Annotated in this window: 14 protein-coding genes; 13 read left to right on the top strand and 1 reads right to left on the bottom strand. The window is 48.0% G+C overall.

The window, feature by feature from the left end; genetic code table 11:
* The first annotated feature begins 129 nt into the window (after nucleotides 1-129).
* The 13 genes from murI (at nucleotide 130) to ACFQ2O_RS04025 (ending at nucleotide 15247) form a co-directional block, all read left to right on the top strand.
* Nucleotides 130-945, top strand: a complete 816-nt coding sequence (murI, locus tag ACFQ2O_RS04085) for a glutamate racemase (RefSeq protein ID WP_377523136.1) — start codon at nucleotides 130-132, stop codon at nucleotides 943-945.
* A 240-nt stretch (nucleotides 946-1185) separates the two neighbouring features.
* Nucleotides 1186-1734: a hypothetical protein gene (locus ACFQ2O_RS04080; protein WP_377523135.1), complete on the top strand. Its 549-nt coding sequence runs from the start codon at nucleotides 1186-1188 to the stop codon at nucleotides 1732-1734.
* A 15-nt stretch (nucleotides 1735-1749) separates the two neighbouring features.
* Nucleotides 1750-2928, top strand: a complete 1179-nt coding sequence (locus ACFQ2O_RS04075; RefSeq protein ID WP_377523134.1) for a glutathionylspermidine synthase family protein — start codon at nucleotides 1750-1752, stop codon at nucleotides 2926-2928.
* A 25-nt stretch (nucleotides 2929-2953) separates the two neighbouring features.
* Nucleotides 2954-3712 (top strand): type I methionyl aminopeptidase, encoded by a 759-nt coding sequence (map, locus tag ACFQ2O_RS04070; protein ID WP_377523133.1) that lies wholly within the window; start codon nucleotides 2954-2956, stop codon nucleotides 3710-3712.
* 157 nt (nucleotides 3713-3869) lie between these two features.
* Nucleotides 3870-4973: a complex I subunit 1/NuoH family protein gene (locus ACFQ2O_RS04065; RefSeq protein WP_377523132.1), complete on the top strand. Its 1104-nt coding sequence runs from the start codon at nucleotides 3870-3872 to the stop codon at nucleotides 4971-4973.
* Nucleotides 4974-5168: 195 nt separating this feature from the next.
* Nucleotides 5169-5816 carry an NUDIX hydrolase gene (locus tag ACFQ2O_RS04060; RefSeq protein WP_377523131.1) on the top strand — a complete coding sequence of 216 codons (648 nt, stop codon included), beginning with the start codon at nucleotides 5169-5171 and terminating at the stop codon, nucleotides 5814-5816.
* Nucleotides 5817-5877: 61 nt separating this feature from the next.
* The gene (locus ACFQ2O_RS04055) at nucleotides 5878-6480 is read left to right on the top strand and encodes a NuoI/complex I 23 kDa subunit family protein (protein WP_377523130.1); all 603 of its coding nucleotides are present in this window, start codon (nucleotides 5878-5880) and stop codon (nucleotides 6478-6480) included.
* A gap of 294 nt (nucleotides 6481-6774) precedes the next feature.
* Nucleotides 6775-7287, top strand: a complete 513-nt coding sequence (locus tag ACFQ2O_RS04050; RefSeq protein WP_377523129.1) for an NADH-quinone oxidoreductase subunit J family protein — start codon at nucleotides 6775-6777, stop codon at nucleotides 7285-7287.
* 2 nt (nucleotides 7288-7289) lie between these two features.
* Nucleotides 7290-7604 (top strand): NADH-quinone oxidoreductase subunit NuoK, encoded by a 315-nt coding sequence (gene nuoK / locus ACFQ2O_RS04045; protein ID WP_377523128.1) that lies wholly within the window; start codon nucleotides 7290-7292, stop codon nucleotides 7602-7604.
* 121 nt (nucleotides 7605-7725) lie between these two features.
* Entirely contained in the window at nucleotides 7726-9888 is a 2163-nt protein-coding gene (gene nuoL, locus ACFQ2O_RS04040; protein ID WP_377523127.1) for an NADH-quinone oxidoreductase subunit L, read from the top strand.
* Nucleotides 9889-10094: 206 nt separating this feature from the next.
* Nucleotides 10095-11837 carry a complex I subunit 4 family protein gene (locus ACFQ2O_RS04035; RefSeq protein WP_377523126.1) on the top strand — a complete coding sequence of 581 codons (1743 nt, stop codon included), beginning with the start codon at nucleotides 10095-10097 and terminating at the stop codon, nucleotides 11835-11837.
* A complete protein-coding gene (locus ACFQ2O_RS04030; protein ID WP_377523125.1) occupies nucleotides 11838-13343 on the top strand; it encodes an NADH-quinone oxidoreductase subunit N in 1506 nt (501 codons plus the stop codon).
* Nucleotides 13344-13351: 8 nt separating this feature from the next.
* Nucleotides 13352-15247 (top strand): amidophosphoribosyltransferase, encoded by a 1896-nt coding sequence (locus ACFQ2O_RS04025; RefSeq protein WP_377523124.1) that lies wholly within the window; start codon nucleotides 13352-13354, stop codon nucleotides 15245-15247.
* Between the two features lie 318 nt (nucleotides 15248-15565).
* On the opposite strand, the gene ACFQ2O_RS04020 is transcribed toward ACFQ2O_RS04025, so the two are convergent.
* Nucleotides 15566-16570: a YeiH family protein gene (locus tag ACFQ2O_RS04020; RefSeq protein WP_377523123.1), complete on the bottom strand. Its 1005-nt coding sequence runs from the start codon at nucleotides 16568-16570 to the stop codon at nucleotides 15566-15568.
* Nucleotides 16571-16729 lie beyond the last annotated feature (159 nt).

Here is a 16729-nt window from a genome sequence, read left to right as displayed (position 1 = left end):
GTACTTGTTTGTTTAAATGTGTAACTATTTCGCGTTTGCAATAATTCTTAAAAATTGATTTTACTGGTAAACAGATCGTTTTTAAAGGTGAATTGTCAGAATCACCGGAGTTAGTTAATTTCACTTAATATGAGCTTAGAAAAAAGAGACAGACCCATAGGAATATTTGATAGTGGAATAGGAGGGCTCACGGTGGCTCAGGCAATTATAAATGTATTGCCAAACGAGCGCCTTATTTATTTTGGCGACACAGCCCATTTGCCTTACGGAGACAAGTCTACTGCGGCCATTCAGGCCTATGCCGTTAAGATATGTGACCTGCTGATACGGCAGCAGTGTAAGGTGATTTTAATTGCCTGCAACTCTGCCTCAGCGGCTGCTTATGAGCTGGTGAAGGAGTATGTAGGCAGCAAAGCAAAGGTGCTGAACGTGATCGACCCTATTGTGAACTATATCGGAGAAGCCTACACAGGTAAAACTGTCGGTTTGATCGGAACCAAGCAAACGGTTAATTCTAACGTGTATCGTAAAAAGGTTGATGAGCTGGACCAGAACATTCAGCTGCAATCTCTGGCGACTCCACTTTTGGCTGCCATGATAGAGGAGGGCTTCTTTAACGACTCTATCTCTGAAAGTGTGATACATGCTTATTTGTCAGACCCGCACCTGCACGATATAGAGGCACTCATACTTGGCTGCACGCATTACCCGCTCATCAAAAAGCAAATTGAGAAGTATTATGAAGGCAATGTAGATGTGCTGGACGCCAGCCAGATTGTAGCGCAGCATGTAAAAGAGTATTTGGAGTTGCATAACCTGGCAGCCGAACAACCATCCGGCGACCACACTTTTTACGTGTCAGACTTTACCCGCTCATTCGAAGAAAGCACCCGCATTTTCTTTAAACGGCAAGTAAACCTGGAGCATTACCCGCTGTGGGAGTAGAAGGCGCGTTGCGCCAATTAGGAATTAGGAAAGGGAGATAGTTTTGTAGCACAGAAGGCTTTAAGCTTATTCCTAAGTATCGGCAAAATCCCCCTCCTTGTCCAAGGAAGGGTTAGGGATGGTTTGACACACTGGCTTAAAGCAATATCTGCAATTTCATTCCTCATCAATCGAAATCAGCCATTTCCCTGCACTTCCACGTAAAAAAGCCTATCTTTATACTATATTTATTGCATCAAGATGAAGAAAAAGTACCTGACTATAGGAGACCTCAAACGAAACGCCTTTATCGTGGCTGCAGCTGCATGCATGGGCCTTACCGGTTGTAGCTCCAACAACCAAAACGAAGAGTGGAATGCTGGAGAAGAAGTAGCGGTACCGGATGGTGTAATCACTGAAATGACCGAAGAGGCTCCAGATCAGTGGAAAATTACAGATGAGCGCACGACAGCTCCGGGCAAAAGTATGGCCATCTTAAAGTATAACGATGGGCGTGTAGATACCCTACAGGGGCTAGCTCTGGAAAACCAACTGAAGGATGTGGCCAGTAACCAGCAGCAATATAACCAGGGCGGGTTTGGCTTAAGTAGCGTACTGTGGTGGAGCGCCATGGGCTATATGATGGGGCGCAATACGGGACCGAGAGCAGCCTACTATGCCAATCCAGGCCTGATGAACAATACCAGCGCCTGGCGCCAGAACGTACAAACCTATCGCCAGCGTGCTACTGCGCCAAGCTCGGGCCGTAGTGGCTTTTTTAGAGGGCGCAGCGGCGGAGCGGGAGCTTAAAACTTGATTTTATTCATGCAAGATAAAAGTAAAATACGCCTGCAGTCTCACACAGGCGATATAGAAACAGCTGTGCGCGGCCTTGGCTGGGATTGGTGTGTGGAGGACGGCTGTGCCAATTATGTGCCGGGCGAGGCTGTTGTGTTGCCCGAAAATGAAGCTGATGCCTTGCTGTCTGCCGCAGACACACTCTACGAGATGATGGTGAACGCCATCCCTGATAACCTGCCCGATGAATTCCTGAAAGTGCTGGGCATACCAGAGAACCTCTGGAAGATGGTTCGCCACTCCTGGAACGATGAACGGCATTGGCATCTGTATGGCCGTTTTGATCTGGTACAAACACCGGAGGGTCCAAAACTGCTGGAGTTTAATGCGGATACGGCTACCTCTATACCGGAGACTGCCGTGGTGCAGTGGGCAAGCCTGGCTGCAGCCGGCAAAAAAGAGGCGAAGCAGTATTCCGGTTTATACGAGGAGCTGGTAGAGCAACTGAAAACCTGGCGCATGTTAAACGATGACCTTGCCCCTGCGCTTTTGCTCACCTACATCGGCGAGAGTGCCGAAGACGAGGCTAACTGTGCTGTTATAGCACAGGCCGCAACCGAAGCAGGCTTTGATGCGCATCTCTGTCCGGTAGAAAATATAAGTGTAGCAACTGAAGGAACGGAGCGCGGTGTGTGGGCGCAAGTAGCAAACGAGCAATGGCAGCAGTTTCCTTTCCTGTTCAAGTTGTTGCCCTGGGAGCAGATTGCCTGGGAAGAGCCAGAGCTGTGCCATAGCCTTGCCGAACTATCTGCGGCGCGTAACGTCATCATCGCAAATCCTGCTTATACCTTGATCTTTCAGAGTAAAGGCATGCTGGCCTGGCTCTGGAAGGCGTATCCCTACCACCCACTTCTCCTGGAAACAGACCTTGCCCCAATCAGCGGCAAGTATATCCGTAAGCCATACTTTGGCCGCGAAGGACAGAGCGTGGAGGTAATGGATAAGGTGCGTGTGTTAAAAGTAGAAGGTGAGTACGACGACCAACAGCAAGTATACCAGCGCTGGGTGGAGTTACCTGAGGATGACAAAAACTACCAGTACCAGGCAGGCGTGTTTTGGGCAGGAGAAGGCTGTGCCATTGGCTTCCGCCGCGAGAAGGGTATTATCACCAACCTCTCGCAATTTGTGCCGCATTTGGTAGAGTAAGTAGAATGTAAATTTAAAAAGAGACATGATAATAGAGTCAGAAGCAGACCTGGAAGGAATAAAGAAAGTAAGTGAAGCCGTAGCCGTTACGCTCCGAAAAATGAGGGAGTATACCAAAGTCGGTATCACCACTAAAGAGCTGGATGAGTATGGAAATAAGCTATTGGAAGAGTTTGGAGCCAAATCTGCGCCTAAATCAGAGTACGATTTTCCAGGTTATACTTGCATCAGCATCAACAACGAGGCTGCACATGGTATTCCTTCCGAAGACACCATCTTGAAAGAAGGCGATTTAGTAAATATTGATGTGTCTGCGGAGCTAAACGGTTTTTATGCTGATAACGGTGGCTCATTTATACTTGGCGAAGACATCAACGGGCTAAGCAAACTGGTTGATACCTCTGTAACGGCGCTGCACAAAGCACTGAAAGAGATCAAAGGCGGAAAGAAAATAGCAGAGGTTGGCCGCACGATTGAGCAGGAAGCTAAAAAGAACGGGTTCAAAGTAATTAAAAACCTGGTGGGCCACGGCGTAGGGCGCAGCCTACATGAGGCGCCTGACGAAATCCCGAATTTCTACGACAAAGACAATACACAGCGATTTAGGAAAAATAGTGTGGTAGCGGTAGAAACGTTCATCTCCACCAAAGGCAGTTATACCCGCGAGAAAGGCGACGGCTGGACCTTACTAGCAGATGAAGGTGCCTATGTAGCGCAGCATGAACACACCATCCTTATAACAGACGGTGAGCCGATCATCCTGACAAAGGAAAACGGTATTTAAGTTTTAATAAAGCACACTTTATAGTTTATCCCGGCAGCTTTTAGAGATAAGCAGTCGGGATTTTCTTTGCATGATGTTCCCTCATTCCTAATTCTTAATTCATCATTCTTAATTCACCCCGTAAGCCCTACCTTTGGGGTAACAAACACAAACACGTATGCTTGCTTTTCTGCTGACATTAGGTGCTCTGCTAGGGGTGGTGATTGTGCTGGCGTATGCTGAGCGCAAGGTGGCTGCTTTTATGCAAGACCGTATGGGACCGACTGAAGCGGGGCCGCAAGGCTCGTTGCAGGCGGTAGCCGATGTGCTGAAGCTGTTGCAGAAAGAAGACATTATACCCGCTGCTGCAGATAAAAAGCTGTTCAAGCTGGCACCCATCCTGATCTTTGCGGCTGTGTTCGCGGGCTTTGCCGTAATTCCATTTACACCCACTATGGTGCCAGCTGGTATCGGTATAGGTGTGTTTTACCTTCTGGCCATTGTGTCTTTGGATGTGGTGGGCTTGCTGATGGCAGGTTGGGGCTCTAATAACAAGTATGCTATGCTGGGTGCCATGCGCTCTGTGGCGCAAATTGTGTCATATGAAATACCGGCAGGTTTGGCCATACTATCTGCTGTCATGATCTGCCAATCGCTAGACTTCCAGGAAATTAGCTATCAGCAGGGGGCGTTAATGAATCAGTTTCCGGGCTTGGAGTATGACATGAACTGGCTGTTCGGCATCCGTGAGTTGGGGATCAACACAACAACCATTGGTGGCATTACTACCTGGAATATCTTTCGGGCACCTATGCTGCTGGTTAGCTTCATCATCTACTTTATTGCCTCACTGGCTGAAAGCAATCGAGCTCCTTTTGACATTCCGGAAGCAGAGTCGGAGTTGGTGGCGGGTTTCCATGTGGAGTACTCGGGCTTCCGGTTTGCGGTGCTGTTTTTAGCGGAATATAGTATGATGGTGCTGGTTTGTTTGGTTGCGGTGGTGCTGTTTTTAGGTAGCTGGAATACGCCTTTACCAAACATCGGCACTATAAGCCTGGCTTACTGGACCACCGGCACGCCCGGCGAATTATCAGGTATACTTTGGGGCATTTTCTGGCTGTTGAGCAAAACCTTCGTGCTGCTGTTTCTGCAGTTACAAATACGCTGGACTTATCCGCGCCTGCGCGTAGACCAACTCATGCACCTCTGCTGGAAAGTGCTGACACCCATTGCGCTGTGTATTGTGCTGCTGGCTGGCATCTGGCGACTATTAATGATTTAGGTTAGACACAAGTAAGTAGAAAGACAGGATTACTTTTATACTATACTGTCATCCTGAAAGGATCTTGTGGGCGAACTAGAATGGCTTTTATAGAGCGCAGATACCGCTCGCGGGGGTAGGGGCCCTCTTTAACCAAGACCCTTTCAGGATGACAACAAAAAATAGGTTAAACTAATTTAGTCTCCATACTCAGCAATGCACAAATTCATTGAAGCACTTAGGAAGAGATTGCAGGAGCCATTACCGGGCGAAGCAGCTCATAACCTAATGGCAAGTACTACCAGAAGTAATCTTAAATTCAGGACGAAACCTGATAGCCAGACCAAGGAGAGTGCAGTATTGCTATTGTTTTATAAGGATGGAGGAAAAATAAAGCTGCCCCTTATTTTGAGGCCTGTTTATGAGGGGGTGCATAGCGGACAGATAGCGTTACCTGGAGGTAGAAGAGAAGAGGCGGATAAGGATTTCTACCAAACAGCTTTGAGAGAAGCGTACGAAGAGATAGGTATCAACCCAGAAGATGTTACAGTTGTTGGCCACCTGAGTGATCTGTTTGTGTTTGCCAGCAACCATATGGTGCATCCGGTGGTTGGTTATATGAATCACAAGCCAGCATTTTTAACTGACCCCAGGGAAGTAGACCAACTGATAGAGGTATCGCTCTCCACGTTGCTTGATAAAAGCATCAGGGGCATCACCAATATTGTAGTGTCTGGCAATATGGAGATTTCTGCGCCTTATTTTGATGTGGACGGTCACACCGTTTGGGGAGCCACCGCTATGATGTTGAGTGAGTTGCTCACTATAATTAATGAGTTGGAGGATGAAAGCCTTCCATCTTAAAACAGTATATGTTTAACTGCGCCATGCGTGTTTTAACCTGCTAACCTTTTAACTTTGAAGGATGAAAGAAGCTTTTCGAGCTAAAACCGGATTCTGGAGCGGCGTAAAGTCACTGGCAAGTGGCATGCGCCTGACGTGGAAGCACTTTACCGGTGCCCGAAAACGCCGTACGCCAGAGTATGTGTCGGATGAGAATTACTTTAAGCAGGCAGATGGGCTGGTAACGCTCAAGTATCCGTACGAAGCCATACCTGTGCCAGACAATGGCCGCTACCGTCTGCATAACGAGATAGATGATTGTATTGTCTGCGACCTTTGCGCCAAAATCTGCCCCGTTAACTGCATTACCATTGAGTCGGTGAAGGCTACGGAAGACATCGGTACTACCTCGGACGGCACGAAGAAGCGCCTCTACGCGCCTACGTTTGATATAGACTTAGCGAAGTGCTGCTACTGCGGCCTCTGCACCACGGTTTGCCCAACCGACTGCCTCACCATGACACCAGTGTACGATTTCTCTGAAGTAGATATCAAAAACATGGTCTACCACTTCACCGACCTTACACCGGAGCAGGCCGAAGAGAAGAAGCAGTTGTTTGCGAAGCAGCAGGAGGAAATGGCTGCGGCCAAAGCAGCTGCGTTGGCCGCACGAAAGCAGGGGTAAAGCATCATAGACCTCGCGGCGTGCGCAGCTCCCGCGAGTGTCTGGCGTAATTGTGAATGAGTGATTGTATGAATGGATAGTTAATTTATACTTACTCCATTCCTTGTTGTCATTCTGAAAGGATCTTGAGGGCGAGTGCCAAAGGCAGACGCGTTCCGCCACCAAGAACTTTCCAAGATGACAGCAAGTGATTCAATTATTCAGTCATTCAAATTTTTTGGCAGCACCTTCGGACACTGCGAGGTCCTTACGAAATCGAATTGATAATTGATTAATGTTAATGGATAACTGAAAATGCTTTTCTACATCTTCGCCATACTTGCCATACTTTCCGCAGCCTACATGGTGCTGACGCGCAACCTGCTGTACGCGGGCTTTTCGCTGCTCATTACGCTGCTAAGTATAGCCGGTATTTACGTGTTGCTTTTTGCTGATTTTGTGGCCGTAACTCAGTTGATGGTTTATGTGGGCGGGGTGTTGGTGTTGATTTTGTTCGGTATTATGCTGAGCAGTCGTGTACAGGATAAGTCAGTGCTGTCGGAGAGTGTAAACAAGGTATGGGGAACCACGGTGGCGGGTCTTATACTTGTTGGCATGTGCTATACTATTCTAAAATCGAATATCAGTGCCCTGCCGTGGCTGCAAACCACAGCGGTAGATGTGCTTGGCCTGCAAAAGAGTACAGTGCAAAGTATAGGTATAAAATTGATGACGGATGTGGTGGTTCCTTTTGAACTGGCCTCGCTGCTGTTGCTCATTGCCCTGATAGGCGCTGCTTATATTGCCACCGATAACCAGAAGGCGTAACCATGGAAGCTATCCCTATAGAACATATTTTACTGCTAGGTGCTGTACTGTTTAGCCTCGGTATTCTGGCCGTTATCTCTAAACGCCATGCCGTGGTGGTGTTGATGGGAATTGAGCTGATCTTTAACGCAGCTAACCTGAACCTGGTCGCCTTCAGCCGTTACGACCCGTCGCTGTTGCAGGGGCAAATGTTCTCGCTGTTTGTGATTGTAGTGGCTGCAGCTGAGGCAGCTGTGGCATTGGCTATTGTGCTGCGGGTGTACCAGCACTTTAAAACAGCTAACTTAAATGAGATAGTTAGCCCAGAGAATAAATAGCACCTGCTGCGCCCTCAATCTCCTCTAAACAATAGGTATTATTTTTAGGCAATATATGTAACTTTGCCTGCTGTTAGGCAGCGGCAGCTACTAACATCAGAAACTGTAATCGATTATTGCTTTGGAGCTATCCGACCTATTACAGCCTTTGGCAGGCACACCCGAAACCGCAACCGCTCTGGTTGTGCTGTTACTGCCGCTGTTAGGTTTTCTGGTTCTGTTTCCGTTTGGCAAACGCTTCCCTCGCCACGGCGATTGGCTGGGCATAGGCTTAACGGCCATAGCTTTTATACTCTCAGCCTGGCTTTTCACACAAACCTGGAATACAGCCACCTATCACAGTCGTGTTACCTGGTTTAGCTTACCGGGCAGCTCCCTTACCCCTTTTACAGCTGGCGTGTTGCTTGATAACCTGACGGTGCTCATGCTGTTCATCGTCACGTTTATATCCCTGCTGGTGCAGCTGTTCTCGGTCGGGTACATGCACGGTGACAGGGGCTATAGCCGCTATTTTGCTTACCTGGGGCTTTTTACCTTTAGCATGCTGGGCATTGTGCTGGTTGATAACCTGCTGCTACTGTTTATGTTCTGGGAGTTGGTAGGCCTCTCCTCATACCTGCTTATTGGCTTCTGGTTTACCAAACCTGCGGCTGTTGCAGCTAACAAAAAAGCGTTTCTCATAAACCGCATTGGTGACATTGGTCTACTGCTAGGCCTGTTTGCCTTTTATACTTACTTCCGCACGTTCGATCTGGAGACACTACGCCTTTTGATTGGCAACGGCACCTGGGAGAGTGGTAGTTTTATCGCTACTTATACTTTAAACGGGCAGGACTGGCAGGTAGAGCTAGGGCCAATCTTTCTGACAATGGCAGGACTGGGGCTGTTTATGGGTTGTGTAGGTAAGTCGGCTCAGTTCCCCTTACAAGTATGGCTGCCCGATGCGATGCAGGGGCCAACTCCGGTTTCAGCATTGATACATGCCGCAACTATGGTGGCAGCCGGTGTATACCTGGTGGCCCGTTGCTATGCCTTTTTCACGCCGCAGGCGCTGGTGGTAATAGCGATAGTTGGGGCAGTAACTGCCTTAGTGGGAGCTTTGGTAGCCCTCACGCAAAATGATATCAAAGCTGTGCTCGCTTTCTCTACCATTTCACAGTTAGGGTATATGGTGATGGGAATGGGAACAGGCGCACACGATGCAGCCCTGTTCCACCTGGCGACACACGCCTTCTTCAAGGCAGCTTTGTTTCTGAACTCCGGCATCATCATTCATGCTATGCACCGCGGCTTGCACCGCCACCACCTGCACCTGGATGCGCAGGATATCCGCAACATGGGCGGGCTCCGCAAAGCAATGCCGCTCACGTTTTATACTTACTTAATCGCTACGGCGGCACTTGTAGGGCTTCCGCTATTCTCGGGTTTTCTTTCCAAAGACGCTATCCTTTCCGGCAGTTGGGCCTGGGCACAAACGATGGGAGGCGGTTTATACTTCATCGTGCCGGTTATTGGATTTACGGTGGTGCTGCTGACGGCTTTTTACATGGCGCGGCACATGTGGTTTGTTTTCTTTGGCGAGTTTAGAGCTCCTTTTAGCGTACAGGATTTGCGATTGAAGGCAGGGCAGGAGGTAGAGCATGTGATGGCACTGCCGGTTATCCTGCTGGCGATACTTTCCTTGGGAATCTTCTTCTCACCGAATCCGCTAAATTTTGGAAGCAGCTGGCTCTTACAAGGCATAAGTATGGATAAACTTAATGGTTCTACTGTGCTGTCTGACGCCTTGCTGCAAGCCGTAAAGGCACAGGACGAAGCAAATCATACCTTACACATCGTTTTCGGGGTGCTGTCAACTTTACTGGGTATAGCAGGAATTAGCTGGGCTATGCTGAAGTATAAAAACAGAACCTCGCAACAGCTACAGCAAGAAGCGCCACGCAGCAGAATAGCTGTACTGTCGCATCACCACTTCTACCTAAACGAACTTTACCATAAAGCCTTTGTGCAGCCGACGCTACTTTTAGCCAGAACGCTTTACCGAAACGACAAGCGCGTGATTGATTACGCCTTAAACAACAGCAGCCAAGCCTTAGTGATTTTTGCAAAGTTCGTAGCCTGGTTCGACCGTTGGGTAGTGGATGGCCTGGTATGGCTTATAGGAGCGCTCTCTAAATTGCTAGGGCGCGTTGGGCGAGGCTTTCAGAACGGAAAGGTGCAGAGCTATTACGCTTATTCTTTATTCGGATTTATTTTACTAATGCTATACATCATCCTGTTTTGATGTTAATTTCGCGATCAGGATTTTCAGGATTAAAAGATTGGCAGGATTTAGAGAAATCTTACATCACTGCTTGGCTAGCAGCTGGTGTTAACAGCTAAAGAAGACAATACTTTGAAAATCCTGCGCAAGTGTATCAATTATAAAAGTAAAAGTCTTGAGTCTTGCTACCTGATACTTGTGTCTAAAAAAGACTGTGTCTCATAAACATGAATTTTATACTTAGTAGCCTCATTTTTATACCCTTGCTGGCAGCACTTATTGTGTTATGCCTGCCTGTGCGTCTGCAAAAGCCTATAAAAGTAGTTGCTTTGCTGGGAGCGCTGGTGCAGATGGGGCTGTCTGTTTTGGTGTATGTTCAGTTTAACGGCGGCGCTATCGCTAATGGGCAACAGGGCTATCAGTTTGTAGAAAAAGTTAACTGGATAGGCTTTGCGTTAGGCAACTTGGGGCGTTTCCAGATAGATTATTTTGTAGGAGTAGATGGGGTTAGCATCAGCATGGTGCTGCTTACAGGCATTGTGGCCGTAATTGGCGTGATCTCTTCCTGGGCCATCACCAAAAACGTGAAGGGCTATTTTCTGCTTTACCTGCTGCTGCTTACCAGCGTCATGGGCTGTTTCCTGGCCTTAGACTTCTTTCTGTTCTACCTCTTCTTTGAATTTATGCTGCTGCCGATGTACTTCCTGATCGGTATCTGGGGAGGACCTAAGCGTGAGTACGCAGCTATCAAATTCTTTATCTTTACGTTGGTTGGTTCTCTTTTCATCCTGCTGGTGATGATCGGGTTGTATACTTCCGTAATAGATCCTGCGGCTACAGCGGCACAGATGGGGCTCCTGGATCAGGGAACTGCGGTAGGAGCGGATGTGCTGAAGCAGGTACAGCAGATGCTACAGCGTAACCAGATCAGTAATTATAACCTGGTGCGGACCTTCAGCATACCAGCTATGATGGAGCCGGCTAATTTTATCCCGGGTAGCCTGCTGCATGTGCTTTCCGGTGCGATGCTCTGGGATTTGCCTTTGCGCTTTATCGCCTTTCTGTTGCTGTTTGCCGGTTTTGCTATCAAGGTGCCATTAGTGCCTGTTCATACCTGGCTACCCGACGCGCACGTAGAAGCGCCTACACCTATCTCTGTTTTGCTTGCAGCAGTGCTGCTTAAAGTAGGGGGCTACGGCTTAATCAGGATTGTGTACCCTATCTTCCCGGATGCCGCTGCCTACTTTGCCATACTTGTTGGTGGCCTGGGTGTGTTATCCATTATTTATGGTGCCTTGAACGCGCTTGCCATGAACGACCTCAAAAAGCTGATTGCCTACTCTTCGGTATCGCATATGGGCTTTGTACTGTTGGGCTTAGCCTCGCTGACAATTGAGGGGGTGAACGGAGCGATTTACATGATGTTCAGCCACGGCATTATTTCGGCTATGCTCTTTTTGGTAGTAGGGGTGATTTATGACCGCGCCCACAACCGCATGATTCAGAACTTCAGGGGGCTTGCCAACGTGATGCCTGCCTATACAGCCTTTGTGGTTATTGCCTTTTTCGCCTCGCTCGGTTTGCCCGGCTTCTCTGGTTTTATAGCAGAGCTACTGGTGCTGGTAGGAGGCTTTGGAGCGCCTGAGGCTACAGGTTTATTGCCGCGCTGGCTAACTATCGTGGCTGTATTCGGACTTTTGCTTGCAGCAGCTTATTACCTATGGGCCTTACAGCGCATGTTCTTCGGCAAGTACTGGATTTTTCCAGAGCTGAGGGCCGAGGCGGTCATTACAGATCTTAACAAAAGAGAATACCTGATGCTGGTGCCTTTGGCGGTGCTGGCGTTACTGTTTGGTATATTCCCGCACCTTCTCCTCGACAAAATAAGCCTTACTGTAACCGGATATACAGAAATGGTACTGCAACGCGGGCAGGAGCAATTGGGCCTCATTATATCAAGATTACAGTAAGTGAACGAACAGGCATTATACTTATCAGAGAAACTGGATGCCATACTAGCCGGGGCAGGTATGCTGCTGCCCGAGTTTCTGCTGGCTTTCTTCTTCCTGCTGCTCGTTCTGCTCGACCTTTTCAAATCAAAAATTATTAAGCGGCTGTTGCCTTGGTTTGCCCTCACAGGCTTATTTTCTGTGCTGGTGCTGCAGGTGCTCGGTGGCTATACTTCCGGAAGCGAAACTTTTCTGAACCTGCTTGTCTCAGATGGAGTGGCCCGCTATGGCGGCATATTATTTAGTGCGGCTGGTATTTTCACCATCTTTATGTCGTTGCAGCTAAAGCGTCTGGAGAAGCTGAAGGAGGGCAGAGGCGAGTTTTATGCCCTGTTGCTGATACTGGTGCTAGGGCTCAACCTGATGACCAAATCAGTTAACCTGCTTATGGTCTTTCTGGCTATCGAAACAGTTTCTATTGCCTCCTACATTCTCACCCTTACCTTTAAAGAAGAAAAACGTGCCGTGGAGGCGGGCCTGAAGTATGTGCTTTACGGCGCTTTGTCGGCTGGCGTAATGCTGTACGGCATGTCGTTCTTCTATGGTATGACAGGCACCTTGGCTTATACTTCAGATGTGTTTGCACTAGGCCTGATGCAGGCCGAAGGGTTACTTGTAACGGTGGCTGCCATACTTGTGCTGGCTGGTTTCTTCTTTAAAATTTCTGCGGTTCCGTTTCATTTTTGGGCTCCTGATGTATACCAGGGAGCACCCTTGCCTGTGGTGGCCATGTTCTCTACCGGTCCTAAAATAGCTGGCATACTGGTCATCTATCGCTTTGTGTCCAACTTCACCGATCCGATAGCTTTTGCCGATGTGCAGTTACTGATAGGTATAGCTGCCATCGCCACACTGGTTATAGGTAACTTCACGGCGCTGTGGCAAAGAACACCGCGCAGGCTCCTGGCTTTTTCATCTGTTTCGCATGCTGGTTTCCTGCTGGCGGCGCTGCTAGCCTTCGGGACCAACAATACCTACAGTCTGCTGTTTTACCTGACCGTGCTGCTGTTCATGAACTTTGGTGTTTTCTTGTTGCTTCAGGTAGCGGAGGAGCGGTTTGGCGTAAGAAATTTGGAGGATTTTTCTGGTTTAGGGCGAGCGCAGCCTTACCTGGGTGTGATGGCTATTTTATACTTGCTGTCTCTAACAGGATTGCCTCCAATGGCAGGCTTTATTGGTAAGCTGTTGGTGTTCAGTAATATTTGGGAGGCTTATACTTTGAGTGGCAGCCAACTACTGCTGGTGTTACTGCTAACAGGTGTTTTACTAACAGGTGTGGCGCTTTTCTATTATATCAAGATACCATACTACCTTTTCTTTAAAAGGAATCATAATCAGGAAAATTTAGTTATTTCACTGTCGAATAAACTGTTGTTGGCACTGTTTGCCCTGCCGCTGCTGGTCTTGTTCTTTAAACCTGACCTGCTGCTACGCTGGATAGAGCATCTGCTGGCCCAGACACTATAAATGCACTCATGAGCGACGCAATAAAGCACGAATGTGGTATAGCCTTAATCAGGCTTAGAAAACCAATCAGTTATTACGCCGAAAAGTATGGCACCCCCATGTATGGCATCAACAAACTGTACCTGCTTATGCAGAAGCAGCACAACCGTGGCCAGGATGGCGCGGGAGTTGCCAGCATCAAAATCAATGCGCTTCCTGGTATTGACTATATTAACCGGTTCCGCTCTGTAAAAACCCGTGCCATCGACAGCATCTTTGGCAAAATAGGCAAAGAGTATAAGAGTCTGCTAAAGCAACACGCTGATCGCTCTGAAGATGTGGAATGGGTGTGGGAGAACATGCCTTTTCTGGGTGATGTATACCTTGGCCACCTGCGCTATGGCACCCACGGCGTTAACAGCGTGGATAATTGCCACCCGATGGTGCGTGAAAACAACTGGCGCAGCCGTAGCCTGGCCGTGGCTGGTAACTTCAACATGACCAACGTAGACGAGCAGTTCCAGAAACTGCTGGACCTGGGGCAGCACCCGAAGCATAAAACAGATACCACTACGGTTCTGGAAAAAATCGGCCACTTCCTGGACGAAGAGAACCAGGAACTGTTTGACAACTACAAGCAAGGTGATTATACAAATAAGGAAATCACACAGCTGATTGAGCAGAACCTGGACCTGAAGCGTGTGCTGAAGCGCGCCTGCAAAGACTTTGACGGTGGTTATGCCATGGCTGGCTTAACAGGTTACGGAGCCTCTTTTGTGGTGCGCGACCCGAATGGCATTCGTCCGGCTTATTATTATATAGATGATGAGGTAGTGGTAGTTACGTCTGAGAAGCCTGCTATCAAAACTGCCTTTGGTATTGAATATAGCGACATCAAGGAAATTGCGCCTGGCCATGCACTTATTGTTGACAAGGCTGGTAACCCAGAACTGGTAGAGGTAACGGAGCCGCGCGAAAAGCTTTCATGCAGTTTCGAGCGTATCTATTTCTCTCGTGGCAATGACCCGGAGATTTACGAGGAGCGCAAAAACATGGGTAAGTTGCTTTGCCCACAAATTTTGGAGGCAATCAATTACGACCTTAAAAATACGGTGTTCTCTTATATTCCTAACACAGCCGAGTCATCTTGGTTAGGGATGATGAAAGGCCTGGAGAACTACCTGCGCGATTATCGTAAGAAAGCCATACTTAACCAGCAGCTGACAGAGGAGCAGCTGGACGAGATTCTTCAGTTTAAGCCTAGGGCAGAGAAGCTGGTAATTAAAGATGCCAAGCTGCGTACCTTCATAACAGATAACGACAGCCGTGATGACCTGGTAACGCACGTGTACGACACGACTTACGAGGTAGTGAAGAAAGGTGTGGATACGCTTGTAGTGCTGGATGACTCGATTGTTAGAGGAACTACACTCGAGAAAAGCATTATCAAGATGCTGGACAGGCTGGAGCCCAAAAAAATCATCATTGTTTCGTGCGCTCCGCAAATCCGCTACCCTGACTGCTACGGCATCGACATGTCTCGCATGAAAGAGTTTGTAGCCTTTAGAGCGTTGCTAGGTCTTTTGAAAGACAACGGACATGTTGATAAGCTACAGAAAACCTATAACAAGTGCCTTGCTGCTGCCGGTACTCCTGCCTTCAGAGAAACAAATTATGTGCAGGAGTTATACGATATGTTTACACATTATGAATTGGCAGATAAAGTAGCTGAGATTGTAAAAGCACCTGATGTGAATGCTGATGTACAGGTAATTTATCAGACCATCGAAGATCTGCACCAGGCTTGCCCGAACCATAAAGGTGACTGGTATTTTACAGGTAACTACCCTACGCCAGGTGGTACAGGTGTGGTAAACCGAGCCTTCATGAACTTTGTGGAGAACATTACTGGAAGAGCCTATTAAGGAAAATCATAGAAAGGCTGCATAAACAGCAGTTCTGTTAGTCAAGTATAAAAAGAAGGGCCGGTGCTGTACAGCACCGGCCCTTCTTTTTATACTTGCGTGTCTCTGTTTTTCGTACCGCTGGCGCTAGCTTGCAGCTAGTGCCAACTATGGTTAGAGCTTTCTGCTCCATTGGCTTGAAGGGCCATACCTGTACAGCCTCAGCCATACTTCCATTGCCGCTGCCTTTGTTCCTTTTAGAGTACAGGTGTAGGGACAGGTCGGGACCTGTCCGAGCGATACCGCTGGCTACTATGTGTATAAGTTTTAGATGCTTGGCTACAGTAGCACAATAGCTGCCAAAGAGCCCCCGGCTATCACAACCCAAAGTATAAGCCCTTGATAGAACGGCTTCGCACTAATACTGCGCAGGGTTTTACGGTTTAAGTTTGCCCCGATTAAGAAGAGGGAGAGCAGCAGTCCTCGTTTTGCCAAAAACAGTACTGGAGGGGCTATGAATAGCGTGGCAGGCACAAAGGTAACTAGTACAGAGGCAAGTATAAACAGCAGTATAAAACGCGGCACCTGTACCTTCGCATTCTTAGACTTGAACAGCATACTTGATACCAGCACCATCGGAATGATCCAAAGGGCCCGGGTTAGTTTAAGAGTAGTGGCAAGCTGTAGGGCTTCGTTGCCGTACCTGCCAGCTGCACCCACTACAGAGCTTGTGTCATGTATGGCAATGGCAGCCCAAATACCAAACTGCTCCTGGCTCAGGTTCAGTACGTGCCCTACTACCGGGAAAACAAATAGCGCCACCGCATTAAGTATAAAAACAACAGCTAGCGATACTGAGATTTCCTGTACATCGGCTTTGATGGCGGGTGCTACTGCGGCAATGGCGCTACCTCCGCAAATAGCGGTTCCTGTTGAAATTAGGTGTGTTAGTTTTGGAGTTATGCCTAACAGCTTGCCCAGCCACAAGCCCAGCAGCATAGTTATACACAGTGAAACAGAAGTATATAAAAGGCCACTGATGCCTGTATCAATTACCTGGTAAAGATCAATCCCAAAGCCAAGCCCAACCACTGCAGCCTGCAGCACATACTTAGAGGCTTTCTCAGAAATGCGTTGAAAAGGATTTCCTATCACCAACCCAAATACGAGCCCTAAAGCAAGTGCCTCTGGTGAGACAAACCATGGCGACAGCAAAATGAGAGCGGCACAAAGTATAAACAGAAATTTTTGCAGTAGTAAAATATAGGTATGCTTGGTAAGGGGCATGGCAGCAGGCACGTAAGCAACAGGTTTTGTTTGCGCTGCAAGTGTACGATTTTTCAATCAAAAAGTAAGCGCTCGGCTACTTGCATAAAGAAGAAAGAAAGTATGAATTTACGGAGTGGCAGTTAACATTGGTGTTTTAACCATGAACTATATAAGTTTTAGAAGCATTCTAGCTTAATATATAGAGAAAACCCGTGCAAGAGGATGATATTTATC

The sequence above is a fragment of the Pontibacter rugosus genome (genome assembly GCF_042678745.1).
GTDB classification, from domain to species: Bacteria; Bacteroidota; Bacteroidia; order Cytophagales; family Hymenobacteraceae; genus Pontibacter; species Pontibacter rugosus.
Note: the sequence above shows the minus strand (reverse complement) of the source record. Positions and strands in the feature narration are given on the sequence as shown.

Coding starts and splice junctions, on each gene's coding strand:
- murI (WP_377523136.1), top strand. CDS start 130: ATGAGCTTAGAAAAAAGAGACAGACCCATAGGAATATTTGATAGTGGA.
- ACFQ2O_RS04080 (WP_377523135.1), top strand. CDS start 1,186: ATGAAGAAAAAGTACCTGACTATAGGAGACCTCAAACGAAACGCCTTT.
- ACFQ2O_RS04075 (WP_377523134.1), top strand. CDS start 1,750: ATGCAAGATAAAAGTAAAATACGCCTGCAGTCTCACACAGGCGATATA.
- map (WP_377523133.1), top strand. CDS start 2,954: ATGATAATAGAGTCAGAAGCAGACCTGGAAGGAATAAAGAAAGTAAGT.
- ACFQ2O_RS04065 (WP_377523132.1), top strand. CDS start 3,870: ATGCTTGCTTTTCTGCTGACATTAGGTGCTCTGCTAGGGGTGGTGATT.
- ACFQ2O_RS04060 (WP_377523131.1), top strand. CDS start 5,169: ATGCACAAATTCATTGAAGCACTTAGGAAGAGATTGCAGGAGCCATTA.
- ACFQ2O_RS04055 (WP_377523130.1), top strand. CDS start 5,878: ATGAAAGAAGCTTTTCGAGCTAAAACCGGATTCTGGAGCGGCGTAAAG.
- ACFQ2O_RS04050 (WP_377523129.1), top strand. CDS start 6,775: ATGCTTTTCTACATCTTCGCCATACTTGCCATACTTTCCGCAGCCTAC.
- nuoK (WP_377523128.1), top strand. CDS start 7,290: ATGGAAGCTATCCCTATAGAACATATTTTACTGCTAGGTGCTGTACTG.
- ACFQ2O_RS04035 (WP_377523126.1), top strand. CDS start 10,095: ATGAATTTTATACTTAGTAGCCTCATTTTTATACCCTTGCTGGCAGCA.
- ACFQ2O_RS04025 (WP_377523124.1), top strand. CDS start 13,352: ATGAGCGACGCAATAAAGCACGAATGTGGTATAGCCTTAATCAGGCTT.